The sequence below is a fragment of the Bradyrhizobium sp. genome (assembly GCF_004799445.1).
In the GTDB taxonomy this organism is placed as follows: Bacteria; Pseudomonadota; Alphaproteobacteria; order Rhizobiales; family Xanthobacteraceae; genus Bradyrhizobium.
In genome coordinates this window covers 1-21076 of the sequence record NZ_SSNA01000130.1, presented here as the reverse complement: position 1 = coordinate 21076, position 21076 = coordinate 1, and the positions used below count along the sequence as shown (strand labels likewise).

General features: G+C 62.9%; 21 protein-coding genes. 12 read left to right on the top strand and 9 right to left on the bottom strand.

Features of this window, described 5'->3' with window-relative positions; all coding sequences use genetic code 11:
* Positions 1-102 precede the first annotated feature (102 nt).
* The 4 genes from thrC to E8A46_RS18175 all read left to right on the top strand — a co-directional run bounded on the left by thrC (position 103) and on the right by E8A46_RS18175 (position 4306).
* Positions 103-1521, top strand: coding sequence for a threonine synthase (gene thrC, locus E8A46_RS18190; RefSeq protein WP_291563801.1), 1419 nt, complete (start codon positions 103-105; stop codon positions 1519-1521).
* Positions 1518-2807, top strand: coding sequence for a pitrilysin family protein (locus E8A46_RS18185; protein ID WP_291563798.1), 1290 nt, complete (start codon positions 1518-1520; stop codon positions 2805-2807). Before thrC ends, E8A46_RS18185 begins: the two co-directional genes overlap by 4 nt.
* A 108-nt stretch (positions 2808-2915) precedes the next feature.
* Positions 2916-3503, top strand: coding sequence for a GNAT family protein (locus E8A46_RS18180; protein WP_291563795.1), 588 nt, complete (start codon positions 2916-2918; stop codon positions 3501-3503).
* Positions 3504-3628: 125 nt separating this feature from the next.
* Entirely contained in the window at positions 3629-4306 is a 678-nt protein-coding gene (locus E8A46_RS18175; protein ID WP_291563794.1) for a hypothetical protein, read from the top strand.
* Positions 4307-4392: 86 nt separating this feature from the next.
* Here the strand turns inward: E8A46_RS18175 and E8A46_RS18170 are convergent, their stop codons facing one another.
* From E8A46_RS18170 to E8A46_RS18150, 5 genes are all read right to left on the bottom strand, one after another.
* Entirely contained in the window at positions 4393-4878 is a 486-nt protein-coding gene (locus E8A46_RS18170) for an ATP F0F1 synthase subunit B (protein WP_291563791.1), read from the bottom strand.
* A gap of 5 nt (positions 4879-4883) precedes the next feature.
* The gene (locus E8A46_RS18165) at positions 4884-5441 is read right to left on the bottom strand and encodes a F0F1 ATP synthase subunit B' (protein WP_291563788.1); all 558 of its coding nucleotides are present in this window, start codon (positions 5439-5441) and stop codon (positions 4884-4886) included.
* A 65-nt stretch (positions 5442-5506) separates the two neighbouring features.
* Entirely contained in the window at positions 5507-5734 is a 228-nt protein-coding gene (locus E8A46_RS18160) for a F0F1 ATP synthase subunit C (RefSeq protein ID WP_009796340.1), read from the bottom strand.
* Positions 5735-5773: 39 nt separating this feature from the next.
* Complete coding sequence (locus E8A46_RS18155; RefSeq protein ID WP_291563673.1) at positions 5774-6523, bottom strand: F0F1 ATP synthase subunit A; 750 nt, start codon at positions 6521-6523, stop codon at positions 5774-5776.
* A 67-nt stretch (positions 6524-6590) separates the two neighbouring features.
* A complete protein-coding gene (locus E8A46_RS18150; RefSeq protein WP_291563670.1) occupies positions 6591-6968 on the bottom strand; it encodes an AtpZ/AtpI family protein in 378 nt (125 codons plus the stop codon).
* A 389-nt stretch (positions 6969-7357) separates the two neighbouring features.
* Between E8A46_RS18150 and E8A46_RS18145 the strand changes: the two genes are divergently transcribed.
* Positions 7358-7798, top strand: a complete 441-nt coding sequence (locus tag E8A46_RS18145) for an SRPBCC domain-containing protein (protein ID WP_291563667.1) — start codon at positions 7358-7360, stop codon at positions 7796-7798.
* 8 nt (positions 7799-7806) lie between these two features.
* Here the strand turns inward: E8A46_RS18145 and E8A46_RS18140 are convergent, their stop codons facing one another.
* Complete coding sequence (locus E8A46_RS18140; protein ID WP_291563665.1) at positions 7807-7929, bottom strand: hypothetical protein; 123 nt, start codon at positions 7927-7929, stop codon at positions 7807-7809.
* A 135-nt stretch (positions 7930-8064) separates the two neighbouring features.
* Here E8A46_RS18140 and E8A46_RS18135 point away from each other — a divergent pair, with 135 nt between their 5' ends.
* The 3 genes from E8A46_RS18135 (at position 8065) to E8A46_RS18125 (ending at position 9840) form a co-directional block, all read left to right on the top strand.
* Positions 8065-8688, top strand: coding sequence for a 2-hydroxychromene-2-carboxylate isomerase (locus tag E8A46_RS18135; RefSeq protein ID WP_291563663.1), 624 nt, complete (start codon positions 8065-8067; stop codon positions 8686-8688).
* A 57-nt stretch (positions 8689-8745) separates the two neighbouring features.
* Positions 8746-9303 (top strand): hypothetical protein, encoded by a 558-nt coding sequence (locus E8A46_RS18130; protein WP_291563661.1) that lies wholly within the window; start codon positions 8746-8748, stop codon positions 9301-9303.
* 63 nt (positions 9304-9366) lie between these two features.
* Positions 9367-9840: a secondary thiamine-phosphate synthase enzyme YjbQ gene (locus E8A46_RS18125; protein ID WP_291563659.1), complete on the top strand. Its 474-nt coding sequence runs from the start codon at positions 9367-9369 to the stop codon at positions 9838-9840.
* A 191-nt stretch (positions 9841-10031) separates the two neighbouring features.
* Here E8A46_RS18125 and E8A46_RS18120 read toward each other — a convergent pair whose 3' ends face one another.
* Positions 10032-11657 (bottom strand): MFS transporter, encoded by a 1626-nt coding sequence (locus E8A46_RS18120; RefSeq protein ID WP_291563658.1) that lies wholly within the window; start codon positions 11655-11657, stop codon positions 10032-10034.
* A 413-nt stretch (positions 11658-12070) separates the two neighbouring features.
* Between E8A46_RS18120 and E8A46_RS18115 the strand changes: the two genes are divergently transcribed.
* Entirely contained in the window at positions 12071-12748 is a 678-nt protein-coding gene (locus E8A46_RS18115; RefSeq protein WP_291563655.1) for a response regulator transcription factor, read from the top strand.
* Positions 12749-12820: 72 nt separating this feature from the next.
* Here E8A46_RS18115 and E8A46_RS18110 read toward each other — a convergent pair whose 3' ends face one another.
* Positions 12821-16330: a PAS domain-containing hybrid sensor histidine kinase/response regulator gene (locus E8A46_RS18110; RefSeq protein ID WP_291563653.1), complete on the bottom strand. Its 3510-nt coding sequence runs from the start codon at positions 16328-16330 to the stop codon at positions 12821-12823.
* A 155-nt stretch (positions 16331-16485) separates the two neighbouring features.
* Positions 16486-17715, bottom strand: coding sequence for a 5-aminolevulinate synthase (gene hemA, locus E8A46_RS18105; RefSeq protein ID WP_291563651.1), 1230 nt, complete (start codon positions 17713-17715; stop codon positions 16486-16488).
* Between the two features lie 378 nt (positions 17716-18093).
* Between hemA and E8A46_RS18100 the strand changes: the two genes are divergently transcribed.
* From E8A46_RS18100 to E8A46_RS18090, 3 genes are all read left to right on the top strand, one after another.
* Entirely contained in the window at positions 18094-18984 is an 891-nt protein-coding gene (locus E8A46_RS18100; protein ID WP_291563649.1) for a MurR/RpiR family transcriptional regulator, read from the top strand.
* Positions 18981-20312 (top strand): aspartate aminotransferase family protein, encoded by a 1332-nt coding sequence (locus tag E8A46_RS18095; RefSeq protein ID WP_291563647.1) that lies wholly within the window; start codon positions 18981-18983, stop codon positions 20310-20312. Before E8A46_RS18100 ends, E8A46_RS18095 begins: the two co-directional genes overlap by 4 nt.
* Positions 20313-20368: 56 nt before the next feature.
* Positions 20369-21076: amino acid ABC transporter substrate-binding protein (locus E8A46_RS18090; protein WP_291563646.1), on the top strand; the 708-nt coding region annotated here is incomplete at its 3' end.

The following is a 21076-nucleotide window of genomic DNA, read 5'->3' as shown; positions in this document are numbered from 1 at the left end:
GCGAAAACGCTTTATGGTGCCGCGCGACTTTGCCGCCGGCAAAGTAATATTATCGATTATTATCAAAGGCTTGGCGAAAAGTCAGGGCCTTTGGAGGGCGGTTTGACGCGGTACATTTCGACCCGGGGGGAGGCCCCCGTGCTAGGTTTCTGCGACGTCATGCTGACCGGGCTCGCCCGGGACGGCGGTCTTTACGTGCCGGAAGCCTGGCCGCAGCTTTCACCCCAAACCATCGCGGGATTTTCCGGCCGGCCCTATTGGGAAGTCGTGGTCGACGTGATCAGCCCGTTTGTCGGCAACGAGATTTCCGACGCCGATCTCGGCCGCATGGCGAACGAGGCCTACGCCACGTTCCGTCACCCCGCGGTGGTTCCGCTCGATCAGATCGGTCCCAATCAATTCCTGCTCGAGCTGTTTCACGGCCCGACGCTGGCGTTCAAGGACGTCGCGATGCAGCTGATCTCGCGGCTGATGGATCACGTGCTGGCGAAGCGGGCGCAGCGCACCACCATCGTGGTCGCAACCTCGGGCGATACCGGCGGTGCCGCGGTCGACGCGTTTGCCGGCCTCGACAATGTCGATCTGATCGTGCTGTTCCCGCACGGCCGAATCTCCGACGTGCAGCGCAGGATGATGACCACAAGCGGCGCCGGCAATGTTCACGCGCTCGCTGTCGAGGGCACGTTCGATGATTGCCAGGCGATCGTGAAGGGGCTGTTCAACGATCACCATTTTCGCGATGCGGTGGCGCTGTCCGGGGTCAATTCGATCAACTGGGCGCGGATCGTGGCGCAGGTGGTGTATTATTTCACCTCGGCGGTGGCGCTCGGGGCGCCGGCGCGAGCGGTGGATTTCACCGTGCCGACCGGAAATTTCGGCGACATCTTCGCGGGCCTCGTCGCCAAGCGCATGGGCCTGCCGGTCAGGTGGCTGCGGATCGCCGCCAACGTCAACGATATCCTGCCGCGCACCCTCAAGACCGGCATCTACGAAGTGCGTGAGGTTCACGCGTCGACCTCACCATCAATGGATATTCAGGTCTCGTCGAATTTCGAACGGCTGCTGTTCGAGGCGAGTGGCCGCGATGCGGCAACCGTCCGCAGGCTGATGGCGTCGCTGAAGCAATCCGGGCGTTTCGTGCTGCCCGACGCGGTGCTGGCCGCCATCCGCGAAGAGTTCGACGCCGGACGCGCCGATGAGACCGAAACCAGCGCGGCCATCCGCGCCATCTGGCGCGAGGCCGGCGATCTGGTCGATCCGCATACCGCGGTGGCGCTGGCGGTGGCGGACCGCGACACACCGGATTCGAAGATTCCCAACATCGTGCTGTCGACCGCCCATGCCGCGAAATTTCCCGAGGCGGTGGAAGCGGCCTGCGGGGTGCGGCCGGAACTGCCGCCCTGGCTTGAGGGTTTGATGACCAGGTCCGAGCACATCAAAGTCGTGAAGAACGATCAGGTCGAAGTCGCGCAGTTCGTGCTGTCGGTCAGCCGTGCCGCGAAGCAAGGAGTTGCCGGATGAGCGTCGATGTCACCAAGCTTCCCTCCGGCCTCACCGTCATCACCGATACCATGCCGCATCTCGAGACCGCGGCGCTCGGGGTGTGGGCCGGCGTCGGTGGCCGCGACGAAAAGCCCAATGAGCACGGCATCTCGCACCTGCTCGAACACATGGCCTTCAAAGGCACTACGCGGCGCTCGTCGCGCGAAATCGTCGAGGAAATCGAGGCGGTCGGCGGTGATCTCAATGCCGGCACCTCGACCGAGACCACGGCGTATTATGCCCGCGTCATGAAGGCGGACGTTCCGCTGGCGCTCGACGTGCTCTCGGACATTCTCACCAATCCGTCGTTCGTGCCGGATGAGCTGGAGCGCGAAAAGGGCGTGATCGTGCAGGAGATCGGCGCCGCGCAGGATACGCCTGACGACGTGGTGTTCGAGCATCTCAACGAGCTGTGCTACCCGGACCAGCCGATGGGACGTTCGTTGCTGGGAACGGCAAAGACCCTGAAAGGCTTCAACCGCGATACGCTGCGGGGCTACCTTTCGACGCATTATCGCGGCCCCGACATGGTGGTTGCCGCCGCCGGTGCGGTCGATCACAAGCGGGTGGTCGAGGAAGTGGCGGAGCGATTCGCGAGCTTCGACGGCGTCGCCGCGCCAAAGCCGCAAACCGCGATGTTCGGCAAGGGCGGCTCCCGCGTGGTGCATCGCGACCTCGAGCAGGCGCATCTGACGCTGGCGCTCGAGGGAGTGCCGCAGACCGACCTGTCGCTGTTCTCCTTGCAGGTGTTTGCCAACACGCTCGGCGGCGGGATGTCGTCGCGCCTGTTCCAGGAAGTGCGCGAAAAGCGCGGGCTGTGCTACTCGATCTACACCTTCCACGCGCCCTATACCGACACCGGCTTTTTCGGGCTCTATACCGGCACCGACCCGGGCGATGCGCCGGAGATGATGGAAGTGATCGTCGACGTCATCAACGATGCCGTGGAGACATTGACCGAGGCCGAGATCGCGCGCGCCAAGGCGCAGATGAAAGCCGGGCTCCTGATGGCGCTCGAGAGCTGCAGCTCCCGCGCCGAACAGCTGGCGCGCCACGTGCTGGCCTACGGGCGCCCGCTGACGGTGGAAGAGCTGGTGGCCAGGATCGATGCCGTCAGCGTGGAATCGACGCGGAATGCCGCGCGCGGCCTGTTGTCGCGCAGCCGTCCGGCGGTCGTGGCGCTTGGTAGCGGAAGAGGGCTGGACACGGCGGTTGCTTTTGCGGAAGGATTGACCAAATCGAAGGCCAAGGCGCGCCTTCATTGAACGTCGTTACGCGATTTCATATCCTTGTTCGGGCATGATCTTTTCGGAAGGCCGGTTGCCACTTTTCCGGATCATGCTCTAGGTTGAAGCATCGGGGGAGTTTCACCCATGGCCCTGTTTCGTTTGCCGTCGAGCGGACCGGCTGCGCTGGCTCCGCGTGGCCAGGGACTGCTGCTGCGCGCCCCACAGATGTCCGATTTTCTGCAATGGTCGCATTTGCGCGAGACCAGCCGGAACTATTTGACACCCTGGGAGCCGATCTGGCCGTCCGACGATCTGACCCGTTCGGGTTTCCGCCGGCGGTTGCGCCGCTATGCCGAGGATATTGCCGCCGACAGGTCATACCCGTTCATCGTGTTCCGGGAATCCGATGGTGCGATGATCGGCGGCGTCACGCTGGCGAACGTCCGCCGCGGCATCGTTCAGGCCGGCACGATCGGATACTGGGTCGGTCAGCCGCACGCCCATCGCGGCTATACGACGACGGCGTTGCGCGTGCTGTTGCCTTCGCTGTTCGGCGAGCTCAATCTGCATCGTATTGAAGCCGCCTGCATTCCCTCCAATGCGCCGTCGATCCGGGTGTTGGAAAAGTGCGGCTTCAGCCGCGAGGGCCTGGCGCGGCGCTATCTCTGCATCAACGGGGTCTGGCAAGACCACCTGCTGTTCGGCCTGTTGCACGAGGATTTTCGCGGTTAACCCTCGGTTTCAAGAATATGACACGCGCCTTGGGTTTGCCGCCATTGCGCTGGTATAACGCATCGGCGCGCGCGCCCTTCAACGGCGGGCCAATGAGCGGACGACTTCTCGGGGACATCTGGACAATGCGTCATAGGCTGATCAGGCAGGCGATCGGTGCTGGTCGGGCGGACCGTTGGCGTGCCGCGATGGCGCTTGCCGTTACCGGGGTGCTGCTGTCCGGGTGCAGCGGAGCGGGCACTCCGCCGCCTGAGGCTGAACCTCTGCCCACGATCGGCGACAGGTTCAACCAGTTGTTTGGCAGGAAATCGCAGGCTGTCGGCGAGGCGGCACCGGCGGCCGATGGCGCCGAACTGGACTGTCCGATCGTCAAGATTCGCGCCGGCGCCTCCACCTATGCCGTGGCGGCGCCCGGCAAGCAGCCGGTCGGAAGCGATCTGCGCTATCAGGCGACCATCACGCGGACCGCGCGGGACTGCAGGAGATCCAGCGGCCAGATTATCGCCCGGATCGGCATTCAGGGTCGCGTCATCGCCGGCCCCGCCGGAAGTCCGGCGACCGTCGAAATCCCGATTCGTGTCGCCGTGGTACAGGCCGGCGTCCAGGAGAAGATGATCGCCACCAAGGTCTACCGGACCGCGGTGTCGATGACGGAGGACAGCAGCACTCCGTTCAGCCTGGTGGGGGAGGATCTGGCCTATTCGATGCCGCCCAGTGCAACCAGCGAATCCTACGTCTTCTATATCGGCTTCGATCCGCAGGCGCTGACACCGGAGCCGGCACCGGCAAGGAAGAGGAAGTAGGGCGGCGTTGTCGTCGCGCGGTGCAGCAAAAAAGCCGGCGCGCATGAATCGCACCGGCTCTTGGGCATTTTTCGAACCGGCGTCGGTCAGTTCAGCTTTTCGCGGACTTCCGTAATGCCTTTGGCCAGCAGATCTTCGGCGATCGGACCCTTGACGGTCTGCGACAGGATGGTGGACGCCGCCGTCACGGCCGCGTTGGCCGCGGCGGCACGCACGTCGGCCAGCGCCTGTGCCTCGGCCAGCGCGATCTTGTTCTCGGCGGTCTTGGTGCGCCGCGCGACAAAATCTTCCATCTTGGTCTTGGCCTCGGAAGCGATGCGCTCGGCCTCGGCTTTCGCCGAAGCGATGATGTCCTCGGCCTCGCGCTCGGCGGTGGCGTGACGCGCTTTATATTCCGCGAGCAATTTTGCGGCTTCGTCCTTGAGACGGCGGGCGTCGTCGAGTTCGGCCTTGATGCGGTTGCTGCGGTGATCGAGCGTCGTCAGCACCGTGCGGTGGATGCCGAAATAGACGAACACGCCCATCAGGATGACGAAGGCAACGGCGACCCAGAATTCCGGTTCGGCGAACATCAAGCTTATCCCTTCAAGGACGCGTCAACGGCGCGGTCCACCGACGTGCCGTCGGGCAAAACGCCGGTGAGCCGCTGCACGATGGCGGCGGCCGCATCCGCGGCGATGCCGCGGACGTTGCTCATCGCCGTCTCGCGCGTCGATGCGATGGTTTTTTCAGCGTCGGCAAGTTTGACCGACAGCCGCTGTTCCAGCTTCTTGCGCTCGGCTTCCGATGTCGCGTTCAGTTTCTCGCGGGTCTCGGCGCTGATCGCCTGCGCGCGCGAACGCGCCGCCGCCAGCTCGTTTTCATAGGCTTTCAGCGCGCTGTCGGAGGCGTCCTTCAGCTTTTGCGCTTCGGCCAGATCGCCCTCGATCTTGTTCTGGCGCTCGTCGAGCAGGCTGCCGACGCGCGGCAGCGCAATTCGCGAGACGATCAGATACAGCGCGACAAACGCGATCACCAGCGACACCAGCTGGGAAGCAAAGGTGTCCTTCTGGAACGGCGGGAAGGGGGCTTTGTGGCCGCCTTCCGCCTCGGTATGGGCTGCCGCGCCCTTGGCGCCGCCATGACTTTCAGCCACGGGCTTCTCCTGTTCGGCCGATTGAGACTCTACCCTCGAATCTCAACGTCCAGATCGGTGATGGATCAGAGCGCAAACAGCAGCAGCAGCGCAATCAGCAGCGAGAAGATGCCGAGCGCTTCGGTCACGGCGAAACCGAAAATCAGGTTGCCGAACTGGCCCTGTGCGGCCGAAGGATTGCGCACCGCAGCGGCGAGATAATTGCCGAAGATGATGCCCACGCCTGCGCCAGCGCCACCCATGCCAATGCAGGCAATACCAGCGCCAATGTACTTCGCGGCAATCGGATCCATGAAACGAACTCCTTCTTGAGGTTTGGTAGTGAGGCCGGATCAGTGGCCCGGATGGATAGCATCGTTGATGTAGATGACGGTGAGGATGGTGAAGACGTAGGCCTGGAGGAAGGCGACCAGCAGTTCAAGCGCGGTCAGCGCGATCACCATGCCGAGCGGCAACACCGCGCCGAGGTAACCGGCAATGCCAAGGCCTGCCAGCAGCGGAATGAAGCTTGCGAACACCGCCAATGCGATATGGCCCGCGAGCATGTTGGCGAACAGACGCACCGAGTGTGAGATTGGCCGCAGGAAGAACGAGAACACCTCGATGAACACGACCAGCGGCAAGATGAAGATCGGAATGCCCGACGGAACGAATAATTTGAAGAACTTCAGGCCATTCTTGTAGAACCCGTAGATCAGCACCGTCAGAAACACCAACATCGCCAGCACGAACGTGACGATGAGGTGGCTGGCGATGGTGAAATTATAGGGAATGACCCCGATCATGTTCGATACGGCGATGAACATGAACAACGAGAACACCAGCGGAAAGAACTTCATTCCTTCCTTGCCGGCATTGCCTCGAACGGTACTGGCGACGAATTCGTAGCAGATTTCCGCAACCGATTGGATGCGCCCGGGCACCAGTTGCCGTCCGGCGACGCCGCCGATCATCAGCAGCGAAATCAGCGCCACCGACCCGAACATGTAGGCGGAGGAATTGGTGAAAACGATCTCCTGATTGCCGATGTGGCCAATCGTGAAGAGCTTTTCGATGTGGAACTGTTCGATCGGATCGATCATCCGCGCGGCATCTCTTCGGTACCGCCGGCCACGCCGGCGTTCTGCAATCACATCATCCGGCGTTTTATTAGCGGCCGGTTCTGTCCGGAGCAACACCCGCCGATCTGATCACGTTCAGCACGCCGGCCACGAAACCGAGCAGGACGAACACGATCAGCCCGAAGGGTGATGTCGACAGCAAACGGTCGAAACCCCAGCCCATCAGCGCTCCGACGACAACGCCGGCGATCAACTCCGAAGAAAGCTGGAAACCGCGTGCCATTGCCGAGCTTCTGGCGGCGCCGTCTCCACTTCCAGCCTCGGGTTGGTCAGTCCTGACTTCTCGGCTGCCCCGAATTTCGGACAACCGGTGATCCAGACTTCCGAGCCTTGCGGAAAGCGCAGCCTCGTCGGAAGACGATTTGTTGCCGCTTCCATCTTCGCCGTCTTTCGTGCCTTGCGCCATGCTGCGGAGACCCGAAACGATGCTGCGGTGGATGGAAACGACGCCCCGTCACCCTCAAAAGCCGCGCGGACCATACTGACCGCATCTAATCAAGTCAAGATTGCGTCACAACCATCTAGTTGATTGATTTAACTAGCCTTATTTGAATTCCCGCCAGTTCGCTGTAGGGCGATCGCCGCACTGCAACAGCTGGATACGGGATTGGCAAAATTGAGCTGCCCGCGGCGGCCCGCTTGACAAATCCATAACCATAAGGTTATGGGATTATATGCACAACCCGGCGGACACGGTCTTCGGGGCGCGCGGCCATCCCCAACCGGCGCGCCATTTCCGGGCGGCTGGCGCGACCGGTTCGATGCCCTCGAAGACCTGCTGAACAGGATGGATCGATGCCTGAACTTGCCCCTGCCGCGCGGACCATCGTCGTCGAACGCGAGATGTCGCATCCGCCGGAAAAGGTCTGGCGCGCGCTGACGCAAGCGCCGCTGATCGAGGCCTGGCTGATGAAGAACGATTTCCAGCCGATCGTCGGCCACAGGTTCAATCTTCGCGCCGCGCCCATCCATGGCTGGAACGGGGTCACCGATTGCGAGGTCCTGGAGGTGAAACCGCACCAACGCCTGGTCTATAGCTGGAACGCTTCCGGGGATCAGGCGCTGGATGGCCTGAGGACGATCGTGATCTGGACGCTGACCCCAATCGAGAGCGGAACGCATGTCCGGATGGAACAGTCCGGTTTTCGGCCGCAGGACGATGCTGGCTATCGCGGCATGGGCGGAGGCTGGCCGCGCATTCTCGGAAGGCTGGAGCAAGTCGTCTCCCGATCCTAGCGGTCGAGCTAGAAGCGTGGCTGCTTGCGTTTGGCGTGGCTTCCGGCATCCTGCAGCAGCACGAGCGCGCAGCGCTGGTTCACCAGCTTTTCCCGAACGACGGATGGCTGCGGCGAATGTGGCGCGGACAACGGTGCCGGATTCCCCGGCTCCGATGAAAAAGATTCCCCGGCTCCATCTAAAATACCTGCCGGTGATCGATCTTGCATCATGCTGGCGGGTCTGTTGGGATGGCCACAGATTACCAGATATTCCCGGGAGACCACATGTCGCGTCAGATCGACTATTATTTCTCGCTTCAATCGCCGTGGGCCTATATCGGGCACAAATTGTTCCGGGAAGTCGTCAGCACCTACGACCTCAAGGTCAATCACAAGCCCGTGGTACTGGTGGACTTGTTTTCGGAAACCGGCGGGCTGCCCTTGCTGAAGCGGCATCCGGTGCGGCAGCGCTATCGTATGGTTGAGTTGCAGCGCTGGCGCGACAGGCGCGGCCTGACATTTCATCTTCAGCCGGCCAACTGGCCCTTCAACGCGCGGCTGGCCGACGGTGTCGTGGTCGCGGCGATCGAGGCCGGCCACGATCCCGATCCGTTCCTGCGCCGGGCCTATGCCGCAGTGTGGGAAGACCAGCTTAATCTGGCGGATGCCGCGACCCTGGTCAAACTGGCCGACGATTCCGGACTTCCCGGCAAGCAGTTGGTGGAGCGTTCAGCGACCGATGAGATCGGCAAGATTTACGAGCAGAACCGCCAGGACGCGCTGGCCGCCGACGTCTTCGGTTCGCCGGCCTATGTGCTGGATGGCGAGGTATTCTGGGGACAGGACCGGATCGAATTGCTCGTCGACGCGTTGAAATCCGGTCGCGCGCCCTATCGTTCGCAAGTTTAGGATCAGGGGCAGGATCAGAACGAGGAAGACCCAATAGGCCTTGAGGCGGAGTACCCCATGAGCATAGCGACATCGCCCTCGAAAATCACCATCACCGCCGTTGCGGCGTTGATTTCCTGGTCGGTTTTTTGCCTTGGCGGAATCGGCAATGTCGCCGCGCAATCGCTGTCCGACGACGAGAACGGCCGCTACACGCTGTCACCGGTGCCCGATGGCGTGATCCGGCTGGATACCCGCACCGGCGCCGTTTCGACCTGCAGCAACGCCGGCGCGGGCTGGGCCTGCTATGCCGTGCCCGACGAACGCGCGGCGCTCGATGCGGAAATCGGCCGGCTGCAGGCGGAGAATGAAGCATCCAGGAAAGAGCTGGAAAAACTCAAGGCCGAGCTGGCGGCGCGTGGGCCCACCGTCACCGGCAAGATCGATGAACCGCTGCCGAAAACGGACTCGCTCAAGAAGCCCGAGCCGAAGGTGGCCGAGGGTGAGCGCAAAATCGAAATTCCATTGCCGAGCGACCGCGACATGGATCGTGTGATGTCGTTTCTGGAGCAGGCATGGCGGCGGCTGGTCGAGATGGCCAACCGGATGCAGAAGGACTTTAGCGGCAAGATCTGAGGCCGCCATATTCCTTCCGCGTGTCGTCCCTGGTTCCGGCGGGCCGACGGAGAGACAGAGTTCATGACGTCACCAAAATCGCTCTCGCGTTCTCCGTTGTCCACCGTCAGCGCCAACGCGATCGTAACCTCGCTGCTCGCGGTTCAGACTTCCGGACGCGGCTTCGTCGACTTGACCGCCGAGATAGCCGGTTTTGTGCGGGACGCCGGTGCCATCGACGGCCTGGTGACGCTCTTCATCCGCCATACCTCGGCGTCGCTGACAATCCAGGAAAACGCCGATCCGTCGGTGCTTGCGGATTTGATTACCGCGCTCGATCGGCTGGCGCCGGAGGACGCCGGATGGCGCCACGACACCGAAGGGCCCGATGACATGCCCGCGCATGTCAAGACCATGCTGACGACGACCTCGCTGCAGATCCCGATCATCAAGGGTGAACTCATGCTGGGAACGTGGCAGGCGATCTACCTGATCGAACATCGTCAGCGCGGGCATCGCCGCGAGATCGTGCTGCAATTCATCGGGGCGAGCGCATGATCCGCCAGGGTGTCAGCGGTCTGGCGGCAAGGTCATGCGCCTTGCAATATCTTTAGGGCGCGATCGGACGGCGAAGCCGGTGTCCACTTTTGCCGATCGCGCTCGACCGAAAACAAAACCGGCCGCGGAGCGATCCGCGGCCGGCTTGTCGTGTCAGTCCCGTCCGGCGGCGGTCGCCGCCGGCGCGAGAGCTAGTTCGTCTTGATATCGACGTCCTTGGTTTCCGGCAGGAACAGGAAACCGACAACCGCGGTGATGGCCGCGAAGATGATCGGATACCAAAGGCCGGCATAGATATCGCCGGTCGAGGCCACGATCGCGAACGAGGTTGCCGGCAACAACCCGCCGAACCAGCCGTTGCCGATGTGATAGGGCAACGACATCGAAGTGTAGCGGATCTTGGTCGGGAATAGTTCGACCAGCATCGCTGCGATCGGCCCGTACACCATGGTGACAAAGATCACCAGGATGAACAGCAGTCCGATCACAGCCGCGACCTGCGGTCTGAAGATGTCGAAGGGGTTTGACATCTTCACGATGGCCGGATCGCCGGCCTTGGGATAGCCCGCCGCCGCGATGGCGGCGGTGACCGCCGGGTTGGAGGTCTTGGCGTCCGTGTAAGGCACTTCCTTGCCGTTGAAGGTGACCTTCACCCCGGAACCCGCGGCACCGGCCACGGTCGAATACTTGACCGACGACTGCGCCAGGAAGGCGCGGGCGGTGTCGCAGGGCGCGGTGAACACGCGGGTGCCGACCGGGTTGAACAGATCGCCGCAGCCTGCGGGATCGGCGACGACTTCGACCTTGGTCGCCTCGATGGCCTTTTCCAGCGCCGGGTTGGCGTTGGTCGAGATCATCCGGAAGATCGGGAAGAAGGTCAGCGCCGCGATCAGGCAGCCCGCCAAGATGATCGGCTTGCGGCCGATCTTGTCCGACAACGCGCCGAACACGATGAAGAAGCCGGTGCCGAACACCAGCGACCATGCAATCAGCAGGTTGGCGGTATAGCCATCGACCTTGAGGATCGATTGCAGGAAGAACAGCGCGTAGAACTGGCCGGTGTACCAGACCACGCCCTGGCCCATGGTGCCGCCGATCAGCGCCAGAATGACAATCTTGGCATTGCTCCAGTTGGCGAAGGCTTCGGTAAGCGGCGCTTTCGAGCCCTTGCCTTCATCCTTCATCTTCTGGAACACCGGCGATTCATTCAGGCGCAGCCGGATCCAGACCGAGACACCGAGCAGAACAACCGACACCAGGAACGGAATACGCCAGCCCCAGGCGGCGAAATCGGCCTCGCCGATCGCGGTGCGCGTGAACAGGATCACCAGCAGCGAGAGGAACAGGCCGAGCGTCGCGGTGGTCTGAATGAACGAAGTGTAATAGCCGCGTTTGCCCTGCGGCGCGTGCTCGGCCACATAGGTGGCGGCTCCGCCATACTCGCCGCCGAGCGCGAGACCCTGCGCCAGACGCAAGCCGATCAGAATGACCGGTGCGGCAAAGCCGATGGTTGCGGCGTTCGGCAACAGGCCGACGATGAAGGTCGACAGACCCATGATCAGGATCGTGACCAGGAAGGTGTATTTGCGTCCGACGATATCGCCGATGCGCCCGAAGACGATGGCGCCGAAGGGCCGCACCAGAAAGCCGGCGGCGAAAGCCAGCAGCGCGAAGATATCGCGCGTCGCCGGCGGATAGGCCGAGAAAAACTGCGCGCCGATAATGCTGGCGAGCGATCCGTAGAGATAGAAATCATACCACTCGAAAACGGTACCGAGCGATGAAGCGAGAATGACGAAACGTTCGTCGTTCGTCATGCCTCCCGTTCTCGCCTGCGTTGCAGCCATTGTTGACATGTTGGATCGCTCCCCGAAATCGTTGATGCAAAGCTCGCCCCCATGCGCCAAAGCTTGCCAGATCGGCCACGAGGTTGTGTTTACGGTAACATCGCCGTGAAACCTCTCCCAATAAGACTTTTGGCCCGCCACGCCGAAAGGTCCGGACACTTCTCACATCCTGGGGTTGAGGTCTCGGCGTCCGGGGTAGCTGGCCACCTGCGCGCTTTTGCCCTATTGCGGCGCACAAAGGAGATGCGAATTAACCGGTATTCCGTATCGCAAGATTGTACGCTTGCATGAGGTCGTCCGCCGGGGGACAATTCCTTCAAGAAAACCGCTCTGCGAGCCTCCGGGAGGCGCCCACGGGTCCGAACCCTCTTGCCAAGAAATAGATGACTGCCGCTGCCAGCACCCACCTCGTTATCGCCGATGATCATCCGTTGTTCCGCGATGCCTTGCGGCAGGCGGTCGCGAGCGTCGTGACGTCCGCCAGGATCGACGAGGCGGGATCGTTTGAGGAATTGACCGCGCTGCTTGAGCAGGATTCCGATGTCGATCTGGTCCTGCTCGATCTGACCATGCCCGGCATTTCGGGCTTCTCCGGCCTGATTTATCTGCGCGCGCAATATCCCGCCATTCCGGTGGTGATCGTGTCCGCCAGCGACGACGGGGGCACCATCCGAAGGTCGCTGGATTTCGGCGCTTCCGGGTTCATTCCGAAGCGTTTCGGCGTCGACACGCTGCGTGATGCGATCATGAAGGTGATGGATGGCGACGTCTGGATACCGCCCGACACCGACCTGTCATCCGCCGCCGATCCGGAGATGACGCGCCTTCGCGACCGGCTGGTGACGCTGACCCCACAGCAGGTGCGGGTGCTGATGATGCTGTCGGAAGGCCTGCTCAACAAGCAGATCGCCTACGAGCTTGGCGTGTCGGAGGCAACGATCAAGGCGCATGTATCGGCGATCCTGCAAAAGCTCGGCGTCGAGAGCCGCACCCAGGCCGTGATCGCCGCGGCGAAAATCGCCGGCGGCCAATGGCGGCAGGGCACGCCGTCACCGCAATAAGGCGCCCCGCCTTCCGGCGACTACGCGCGCTCGATGCACCTCTCCGCGCAAGGGCGCGGGCGGGGAGAAGGGCTATTCTGCCGCTATCATCTGCTGCGCGCGCCACTGGCCGAGCAAGGCTCGCAGTGACGCTGGCTTGACCGGCTTGTTGAGCACCGCGATGTTTTCCTCCCGCGCCGCGGCCCGCACATGCGGACTGCGGTCCGCGGTGATCAGGATGGCCGGAATGCCGTCGCCGAACCGGCGGCGAATGTCCCGGATCGCGGCGATGCCATTGCCGCGATCGAGATGATAATCGACCAGCAGACCGGTCACCCGCTTGCCCGCGGCCTCGATCGCCTCGGTGGCGGCGTCGGGATCGGCCACTGCGATCACCTCGGCGTCCCAGGCGGTCAGCAGCGTCTTCATGCCGTCGAGGATCGCGGCATCGTTTTCAATGCAGACAATCAGGGAGCCGCTCATCGGCGTCCTGGAAAGCGGCGTCGCGCTGGTGACGGCCGTGGTGTGATTGACGGCCTTCGCGGTCGGCACCGTTACCGAAAAGAACGAGCCGCCGCTGACATTGGCGTCGAGCGCAATGCCGTGGTTGAGGACGCGGGCGAGCCGTTCGACGATCGACAGCCCCAGCCCGAGGCCCCGCGCGATCCGCGCGCCCTGCTCCAGCCGGTGAAATTCCTTGAAGATCTCGCCGCGCTTGAGAATCGGAATGCCGACGCCGGTGTCGTAGATGCCGATCTGCAAGCTTTGGCCGTGGCGCCGGCAGCCGACCAGCACCCGCCCGCGCGGGGTATATTTGATGGCGTTGGAGATCAGGTTCTGCAACAGCCGCCGCAGCAGCAGACGATCGGACTCCACCGGCAGCGAACTGGGCACGAAGGTCAGCTTCAACCCCTTGGCCCTCGCGATCGGCGCGAATTCGATCTCCAGCGAACGCATCAGATCGCCGATCTTGAAACTCGTGATCGATGTCGTCATGGCTCCGGCGTCGAGCCTGGAAATATCCAGAAGCGCCCCGAGGATCTCTTCGATCGCTTCCAGGGAATCGTCGATGTTTTCAACCAGCCGCGAATCCTCGCCGCCGTTCTGGCGCTCCACGAGGCTGGTCACGTAAAGCCGCGCCGCATTCAATGGCTGAAGGATGTCGTGGCTCGCCGCCGCCAGGAACCGCGTCTTCGAGATGCTGGCATCCTCGGCGGTGCTCTTGGCCAGCGCCAGTTCCGAATTCAGGCGGGTCAGTTCTTCGGTCCGGTCCCGCACGCGCTTTTCCAGCGTGGCGTTGGCGCGCTCCAGTGCTTCGGCAGCCTCGAAGGAGGGGGTGACGTCGGAAAAGGTGATGACGAGTCCGCCGCCGGGCATCCGGTTGGAGCGCACCTCGATCACCATATGCCGATCCGGCAGGCGTTCCAGATATGGCTCGCCTTCGGTGGTGTAAGCGGCCAGCCGCCTTTCCGTCAGGGCGTCACCGTCGCCGAAGCCGGTGGGGCTGATGGCCGCCATGAATTCGAGAATTTCCCGCAACGGGATCCCGATCTGGACCAGGTGCGGCGGTAACCCGAGGATTTCGCCGAACTGCCGGTTGGAACAGATCAACTGCAGATCCGCGTCGAACACGGCGATGCCTTGCCGCACATGGTTCAGCGCGGTCTGCAATATCTCGCGGTTGAAATGAAGCGCGGCGTGGGAGTCGTCGAGCAGTTTGAGGGCGGCCTTGGCCGAGACGGTGCGCTTGCGCAGCAACAGCGACATCACCAGGCGCGAAGACGCCGCCCCGATCGAGGATGCGATCAGATGTTCGGCGTGCTGCAGCAATTCAAAATCGGCTGGCGCCGCCGGGTCGAGACGGGTGTTGTGGGTGACGGCAAAGGCCTCGAACGAATGGTGGGCGCGATCGGGGCCCAGATATTGCGCCACCGTGCTCTCAATGTCCTGCACTGTCACCGTGGTGCGCCAGCGCCGGAACGTCGGCGTCATCGGCGCCAGTCCGGTGGACACAAACAGGTCCGCCTGCAATCGCTCGATCGAGGACGGTTGTCGCGCAAGCGAAAGCACGATGTAGGCCAGGAGGTTGAGCGAAAGCGACCACAGCACGCCATGCAGCAGCGGCGGCAAATCGGCGCCGAACAGCGCCTGCGGACGTAGCGCCTCGATACCGAATGGACCGTGCTGCAGCAATAGCAAGCCGGCGGTATTGCCCTCCAGGAAACTCGGCAGAAACAGCGTGTAGATCCACATGGCGACGCCGACCAGCATGCCCCCCATGGCGCCCCGCGCGGTCGCACGCTGCCAGAACAGGCCGCCGAAGAACGCCGGCGCAAGCTGGGCGATGGCCGCGAAGGACAGCAGACCGATCGCCGCCAATTGGGTGTTGCCGAGCACGTGATAGTAGGAATAGGCCATCGCCATGATCGCCAGGATCGCGAAGCGGCGAACCCCGAGCAGGAAGTCGCCGAAGTCCTTCTGGCCGGCGCGGGACTCGCGGCCGCGCTGCAGCACCAGCGGCATGACAATATCGTTCGAAACCATGACCGAAAGCGCGACGCACTCCACGATCACCATCGCGGTGGCGGCCGACAGCCCTCCGATAAAGACGCCGACGCTGAGCAATGGCGCATTCCCCTCCATCGGCAGCGCCAGCACATACATGTCACTGTCGACGGCGCCGAATGGAAAGATCACGAGTCCGGCGAGCGCGATCGGAATCACGAACAGGTTTATCGCCACCAGATACAGCGGGAACAGCCAGCGCGCCCGGCCTACTTCGGCGTCGCTGGAATTCTCGACCACGCTGACGTGAAACTGGCGCGGCAGCAGCATGATCGCGCAAAACGACAACAGCACCATGGTGAGAAAATTGCCGATCGACGGCGTGTAGTCGATGGCGCGTACCGCTTCGGGGGTTTTCATCGCGCGCTCGACCAGCTCGACGGGCGTGAACATCCAGAAGGTGACGAATGCGCCGGCGGCGATAAAGGCGATCAGTTTGACGATGGATTCGGTGGCGACCGCCAGCATCAGGCCATGCTGGTGTTCGGTCGCGTCGGCCTGACGGGTTCCGAACAGCACCGCGAACGCCGCCATCGCCAGCGTGGTGATCAGCGCGATGTCGCCGACGATCGGAATCGCCGAGAAGGCCTGGTCTTCGCTCAGGATTGTTTCAAGCGACGACGCCACGGCCTTGAGCTGGAGGGCGATGTAGGGAACCGATCCGATGATCGCGATCAGGGCCACGGTGGCGGCGACTGCCTGGCTCTTGCCGTAGCGTGCGGCGATGAAATCGGCGATCGAGGTGATGTTCTGCGATTTTGCCAGCTGGATCACGCGGCGCAGCAGCGGCGTGCAGAGCGCGATCATCAGGATTGGGCCGATATAGATCGCAAGAAAGTCGACGCTGGTGCGGGTGGCGAACCCGACCGAGCCGAAGAACGTCCAGGAGGTGCAATAGATCGCCAGCGATAGTGGATAGATCAGCGCGCTGGCGCGGCCGCGCTGCGTCGGCGACAGCCGGTCGCCGTAGCTGGCAACGAAAAACAGGAACCCGATGTAGCCGAAGGCGGCTGCGATCACGCCCCAGTCGTGCAGCATCGCGGCTTGCTCCCTTCATATTCGGCGCGCGATTGGTCCGGCGCTGCCGCAAACGACCATCGTCGCAAGGGAGAGTATAGCCGGATCGGACCGACAAAGCACGGTGCGTCACCGGCCGGGATCCGGGTTAATGCCGCAGGCGGCTGACGTTAACGCTATTCGGCCGCCAGCGATTTTTCCCGAAGCGGCAGGCCGAGACGATCCCAGACCTGCACCAGAGCTTCGGCGAGCAGATCGATCAACCCGTCGTCGTGATAGGGCGAGGGCGTGATCCGCAGCCGCTCGGAGCCTTTGGCCACCGTCGGATAGTTGATCGGCTGGATGTAGATACCGTGCTCTTCCAGCAGGATATCGCAGGCCCGTTTGCACTTTTCGGGGTCGCCGACGAACAGCGGCACGATGTGGGTGTCGCTCGACATCACCGGCAAGCCCGCGGCGGTCAGGATTGCCTTGACGCGGGCAGCGCGATCCTGGTGGCGTTCGCGCTCCCAGCTCGAGGTCTTGAGGTGCCGGATCGCAGCCGTCGCCGCCGAACAGATCGCGGGCGGCAGCGCGGTGGTGAAGATAAAGCCGGGCGCGTAGGACCGCACGGCGTCGATCACCTCGGAAGTTCCGGCGATATAGCCGCCGAGACAGCCAAAGGCCTTGGCGAGCGTGCCCTCCAGAATATCGATGCGATGCATGACCCCGTCACGCTCGGCAATGCCGCCGCCGCGCGGACCATACATGCCCACGGCATGAACCTCGTCGACGTAGGTCATGGCGCCGTAGCGTTCGGCGAGATCGCAGATCTTCGAAAGCGGCGCGATATCGCCGTCCATAGAATAAAGACTCTCGCAGGCGATCAGCTTCGGCCGGTCCGGACCCGCGGCGCGCAGCAATTCCTCGAGATGCGCCATGTCGTTGTGGCGGAACACCTGGCGCTCGCAGCCGGACTGACGGATCCCTTCGATCATCGAATTGTGGTTGAGCTCATCCGACAGGATCAGGCAGTTCGGGATCAGCTTGGCGATGGTCGCAATGCCGGTCTGGTTGGAGACATAACCCGAGGTGAACAGCAATGCAGCTTCCTTGCCATGCAGATCGGCCAGTTCCTGCTCGAGCTGCACCAGCGGGTGATGGGTGCCCGCGATGTTGCGGGTGCCGCCGGCCCCGGTGCCCACCCTGGTGGCGGTCTCGACCATGGCGCCAATCACTTTCGGGTGCTGGCCCATGCCGAGATAATCGTTGGAGCACCAGATCACGACATTGCGCGGCCCCTTCGGGGAATGCCACACCGCGTGCGGGAACCGGCCGGCGATACGCTCGAGATCGGCGAAAACCCGGTAACGCCGCTCGTCATGCAGGCGATTGAGGGCGGCACTGAAGAACTGACTGTAATCCATCGCAAAGGACCTGAAAGGGAGCCTGGGCCGGAGCGGCTTGGCCTTTTTAGAGCGTTTCTACGATTAATGTCGAGCGGGAATCGGTGCGTTGATCCGGATCAAGCCGGGGTAGCGCCTCGGGCAAATCGGTCCTGAGCGGGCGGCCGAAAGCATTTTGCCGTCCTCTGCATTTTCCGAGAGGCAGATGATCCCCAAACGCAGCACGAGTTCGGGTGCTTCAGCCGCGAATTTTCCGTCGATTGGATGCAGGTGTCGGGGCGATCCATCCAGCGGCGCCAACCGGGGATTGCATGAACCCTGAAACGATCCAATTGGATTAATCTCAAATAGAATGAAACATTTGTTGCAAAAGCGGAACATGCGGGGTTAGGATGGGGCATGGCGCACGGCCCGCTGACCGAGCAGATCATCAAGGCGTTCGACACCATGCCTGTGCAATTGCAGGCTGGGGCCAGATACGTGCTCGACCGGCCGCGCGATGTGGCGCTGCTGTCGATGCGCGAGCAGGCGCGTCAGGCAGGGGTTCAACCGGCGACGATGACCCGGCTCGCAAAGCGTCTCGGCATGGACGGCTATGACGATGTGCGCGAGCTGTACGCCGCCGCCGTGCGCGACGGCGATATCGGTTTCGCCGGCAAGGCTGGCGTCCAGGTGGTCAGCCAGAAGCTGAAGGGCGACAAGGCACTGGCCGCCGACATGCTGAATTCGATCGGCAGGCAGATTGATCAGCTCGCAACACCGGCCAGCCTCGAACGCCTTGTGACTGCCGCCAGGGCATTGGCGTCGGCGCGCCGGATTTACTGCCTTGGATTGCGTTCGAGCCACTCGGTCGCATGGCATCTGCACTATATCCTCACGCTGGTCGGCGACCGTTCGATCCATATCGACGGTATTGCCGCAACCGGCGCAGACGTCTTGTCGAAGGCGACGAGCCGGGATGTTCTTCTCGTCGCAAGCGTGATGCCGTACACGCGCCTGACGGTGGAACTGGCGGAATATGCCGTGGAGCAGGGCGTGGCGGTGGTCGCGATCACGGACAGCGAGGTCGCGCCGCTTGCGCAGATTGCGCAACACGCGGTCATCGTCCCGACCGAGAGCCCGTCATTTTTCCACGCCATGTCGCCGGCCTTCGCCGTTGCCGAAGTTCTAGGCGCCGTTATCGCCGGACGCGGCGGCAACGACGCCCTCGCTTCGCTTCGGCATTCGGACGAGCACCTGGCGGCCTTGAATACGCACCTGAAGCCGAAGGGCAGCAAAAAATCATCATGACCCATATTCTTCACCGTGCCGCCAATGCCGAGATGCCCGTCGCCGTGGGAGGCAGAGGCATCGAACTGTTCGACCGCAACGGCAAGAGTTACATCGATGCATCCGGCGGCGCGGCGGTGTCCTGTCTTGGCCACGGCCACCCGGACGTGCTTGCAGCCCTGCACGAGCAACTCGATGCGATCGCCTATGCCCATACCGCGTTTTTCACGACCGAGGTCGCCGAGAGGCTGGCGGACCGGCTGATCGAGACCGCCCCCAAGGGAATCGATCACGTTTACCTGGTGAGCGGAGGATCGGAAGCGATCGAGGCGGCGCTGAAAATGGCGCGGCAGTATTTCGTGGAGAAGGGCGAACCCCAGCGCCGGCACATTATCGCGCGGCGCCAGAGCTATCACGGCAACACGCTGGGCGCGCTCGCAACCGGCGGCAACGAATGGCGCCGCGCCCAGTTCCGCCCGCTGCTGATCGAAACCCACCATATCGACCCCTGCTACGCCTATCGCCTGCAGGATTCCGGCGAGAGTGACGCTGCCTACGCAGCCCGCGCCGCAAATGCGCTCGAGGACAAGATCCTCGAGCTCGGATCCGATCAGGTCATCGCGTTCGTGGCCGAGACGGTGGTCGGCGCGACCTCGGGCGCGGTGCCGCCGGTTGCCGATTACTTCAAGCGGATACGCGCGATCTGCGACCGTCACGGCGTGCTGCTCATTCTCGATGAAGTGATGTGCGGCATGGGCCGCACCGGGACGCTGCATGCCTGCGAACAGGATGGCATTGCGCCGGATTTGATGGCGATCGCCAAGGGCCTCGGCGGTGGCTATCAACCCGTTGGCGCCGTCCTGCTCAGCAAACAGATTTTCGACGCCTTCTCGCAAGGGTCGGGCTTCTTCCAGCACGGCCACACCTATATGGGCCATCCGATGGCCGCCGCCGCCGGGCTCGCCGTGCAGGACGTCATTCGTCGCGACGGGTTGCTGGCCAATGTCGTCGCCATGGGCGACTACCTGCAGCGCCGGCTGGAGGAGCGATTTGCCAGCCATCATCACGTCGGCGATATCCGCGGCCGTGGTCTTTTTCGGGGAGTCGAGCTGGTTTCCGATTGCGACTCCAAACAGCCCTTTGCTCCCGAGTTGAAGCTGAACGCGCTGATCAAGCGCGAAGCCATGGCGCGCGGCCTGATCGTCTACCCGATGGGTGGCACGATCGACGGCGTCAGGGGAGACCATGTTCTGCTGGCTCCGCCGTTCATCGTGAACAAGGGGCAAGTGGATGTGATCGTCGAACGTCTCGGCGATGCAGTCGATGCGGCGGTCGCATCGGTCAGGTGAGGTTGCCGCCGAGCGCGTCGCCCGAGCGGCGGATACTGGAAGAGGGGAAGTACACCATGACGAAACTCGCCTTTGGCCTCGCCACTTTGTGTCTCGGGCTTGCGTTCGCGCCGGGGGCCGCGTCCGCGCAAAGCCTCGGTCCCACGCTGCAGAAAATCAAGGATTCCGGCGCCATCACGATCGGCAACCGCGACTCCTCGGTGCCGTTCTCCTACCTGGATGACGGCCAGAAGCCGATCGGCTTTTCGCTCGATCTGTGCAACCTCGTCGTTGCGAAAATCAAGGCCAGGCTCGGCCAGCCCGATCTCAAGGTAACCTATCAGGCGGTCAACTCCTCGAACCGGATTCCCCTGGTCAAGAACGGCACGGTCGATATCGAATGCGGCTCGACCGCCAATACCATCGCTCGCCAGCAGGAAGTCGCCTACTCGGTGATTTTCTATGCGCCGCAGTTCAAATGGATTTCGCTGAAGTCATCGGGCTTGAAGGCGACCGATGATCTGAAAGGCAAGACGGTCGCGGTGACCCAAGGCACCAACACCTCGCAGTTCGTTGCCAAGCTCAATGCGGAAAAAGGCCTTGGCATGAAGATCCTGCAGGGCAAGGATCACGCCGAATCCTTCCTGCTGGTCGAGACCGGCCGCGCCTCGGCCTTCATGGAGGACGATATTCTGCTCGCCGGCCTCAAGGCGACGGCAGGTTCGCCGGACAATTTCGCGTTCCTGACCGACGCGTTCCCGAGCGATCCCTACGGCGTCATGATG

Coding starts and splice junctions, on each gene's coding strand:
- E8A46_RS18155 (WP_291563673.1), bottom strand. CDS start 6,523: ATGATCGATCCGATCGAACAGTTCCACATCGAAAAGCTCTTCACGATT.
- E8A46_RS18135 (WP_291563663.1), top strand. CDS start 8,065: ATGTCGCGTCAGATCGACTATTATTTCTCGCTTCAATCGCCGTGGGCC.
- hemA (WP_291563651.1), bottom strand. CDS start 17,715: ATGGATTACAGTCAGTTCTTCAGTGCCGCCCTCAATCGCCTGCATGAC.
- E8A46_RS18160 (WP_009796340.1), bottom strand. CDS start 5,734: ATGGATCCGATTGCCGCGAAGTACATTGGCGCTGGTATTGCCTGCATT.
- E8A46_RS18120 (WP_291563658.1), bottom strand. CDS start 11,657: ATGACGAACGACGAACGTTTCGTCATTCTCGCTTCATCGCTCGGTACC.
- E8A46_RS18150 (WP_291563670.1), bottom strand. CDS start 6,968: ATGGCGCAAGGCACGAAAGACGGCGAAGATGGAAGCGGCAACAAATCG.
- E8A46_RS18175 (WP_291563794.1), top strand. CDS start 3,629: ATGCGTCATAGGCTGATCAGGCAGGCGATCGGTGCTGGTCGGGCGGAC.
- E8A46_RS18115 (WP_291563655.1), top strand. CDS start 12,071: ATGACTGCCGCTGCCAGCACCCACCTCGTTATCGCCGATGATCATCCG.
- E8A46_RS18125 (WP_291563659.1), top strand. CDS start 9,367: ATGACGTCACCAAAATCGCTCTCGCGTTCTCCGTTGTCCACCGTCAGC.
- E8A46_RS18145 (WP_291563667.1), top strand. CDS start 7,358: ATGCCTGAACTTGCCCCTGCCGCGCGGACCATCGTCGTCGAACGCGAG.
- E8A46_RS18170 (WP_291563791.1), bottom strand. CDS start 4,878: ATGTTCGCCGAACCGGAATTCTGGGTCGCCGTTGCCTTCGTCATCCTG.
- E8A46_RS18130 (WP_291563661.1), top strand. CDS start 8,746: ATGAGCATAGCGACATCGCCCTCGAAAATCACCATCACCGCCGTTGCG.
- E8A46_RS18185 (WP_291563798.1), top strand. CDS start 1,518: ATGAGCGTCGATGTCACCAAGCTTCCCTCCGGCCTCACCGTCATCACC.
- E8A46_RS18095 (WP_291563647.1), top strand. CDS start 18,981: ATGACCCATATTCTTCACCGTGCCGCCAATGCCGAGATGCCCGTCGCC.
- E8A46_RS18100 (WP_291563649.1), top strand. CDS start 18,094: ATGGCGCACGGCCCGCTGACCGAGCAGATCATCAAGGCGTTCGACACC.
- E8A46_RS18110 (WP_291563653.1), bottom strand. CDS start 16,330: ATGCTGCACGACTGGGGCGTGATCGCAGCCGCCTTCGGCTACATCGGG.
- E8A46_RS18180 (WP_291563795.1), top strand. CDS start 2,916: ATGGCCCTGTTTCGTTTGCCGTCGAGCGGACCGGCTGCGCTGGCTCCG.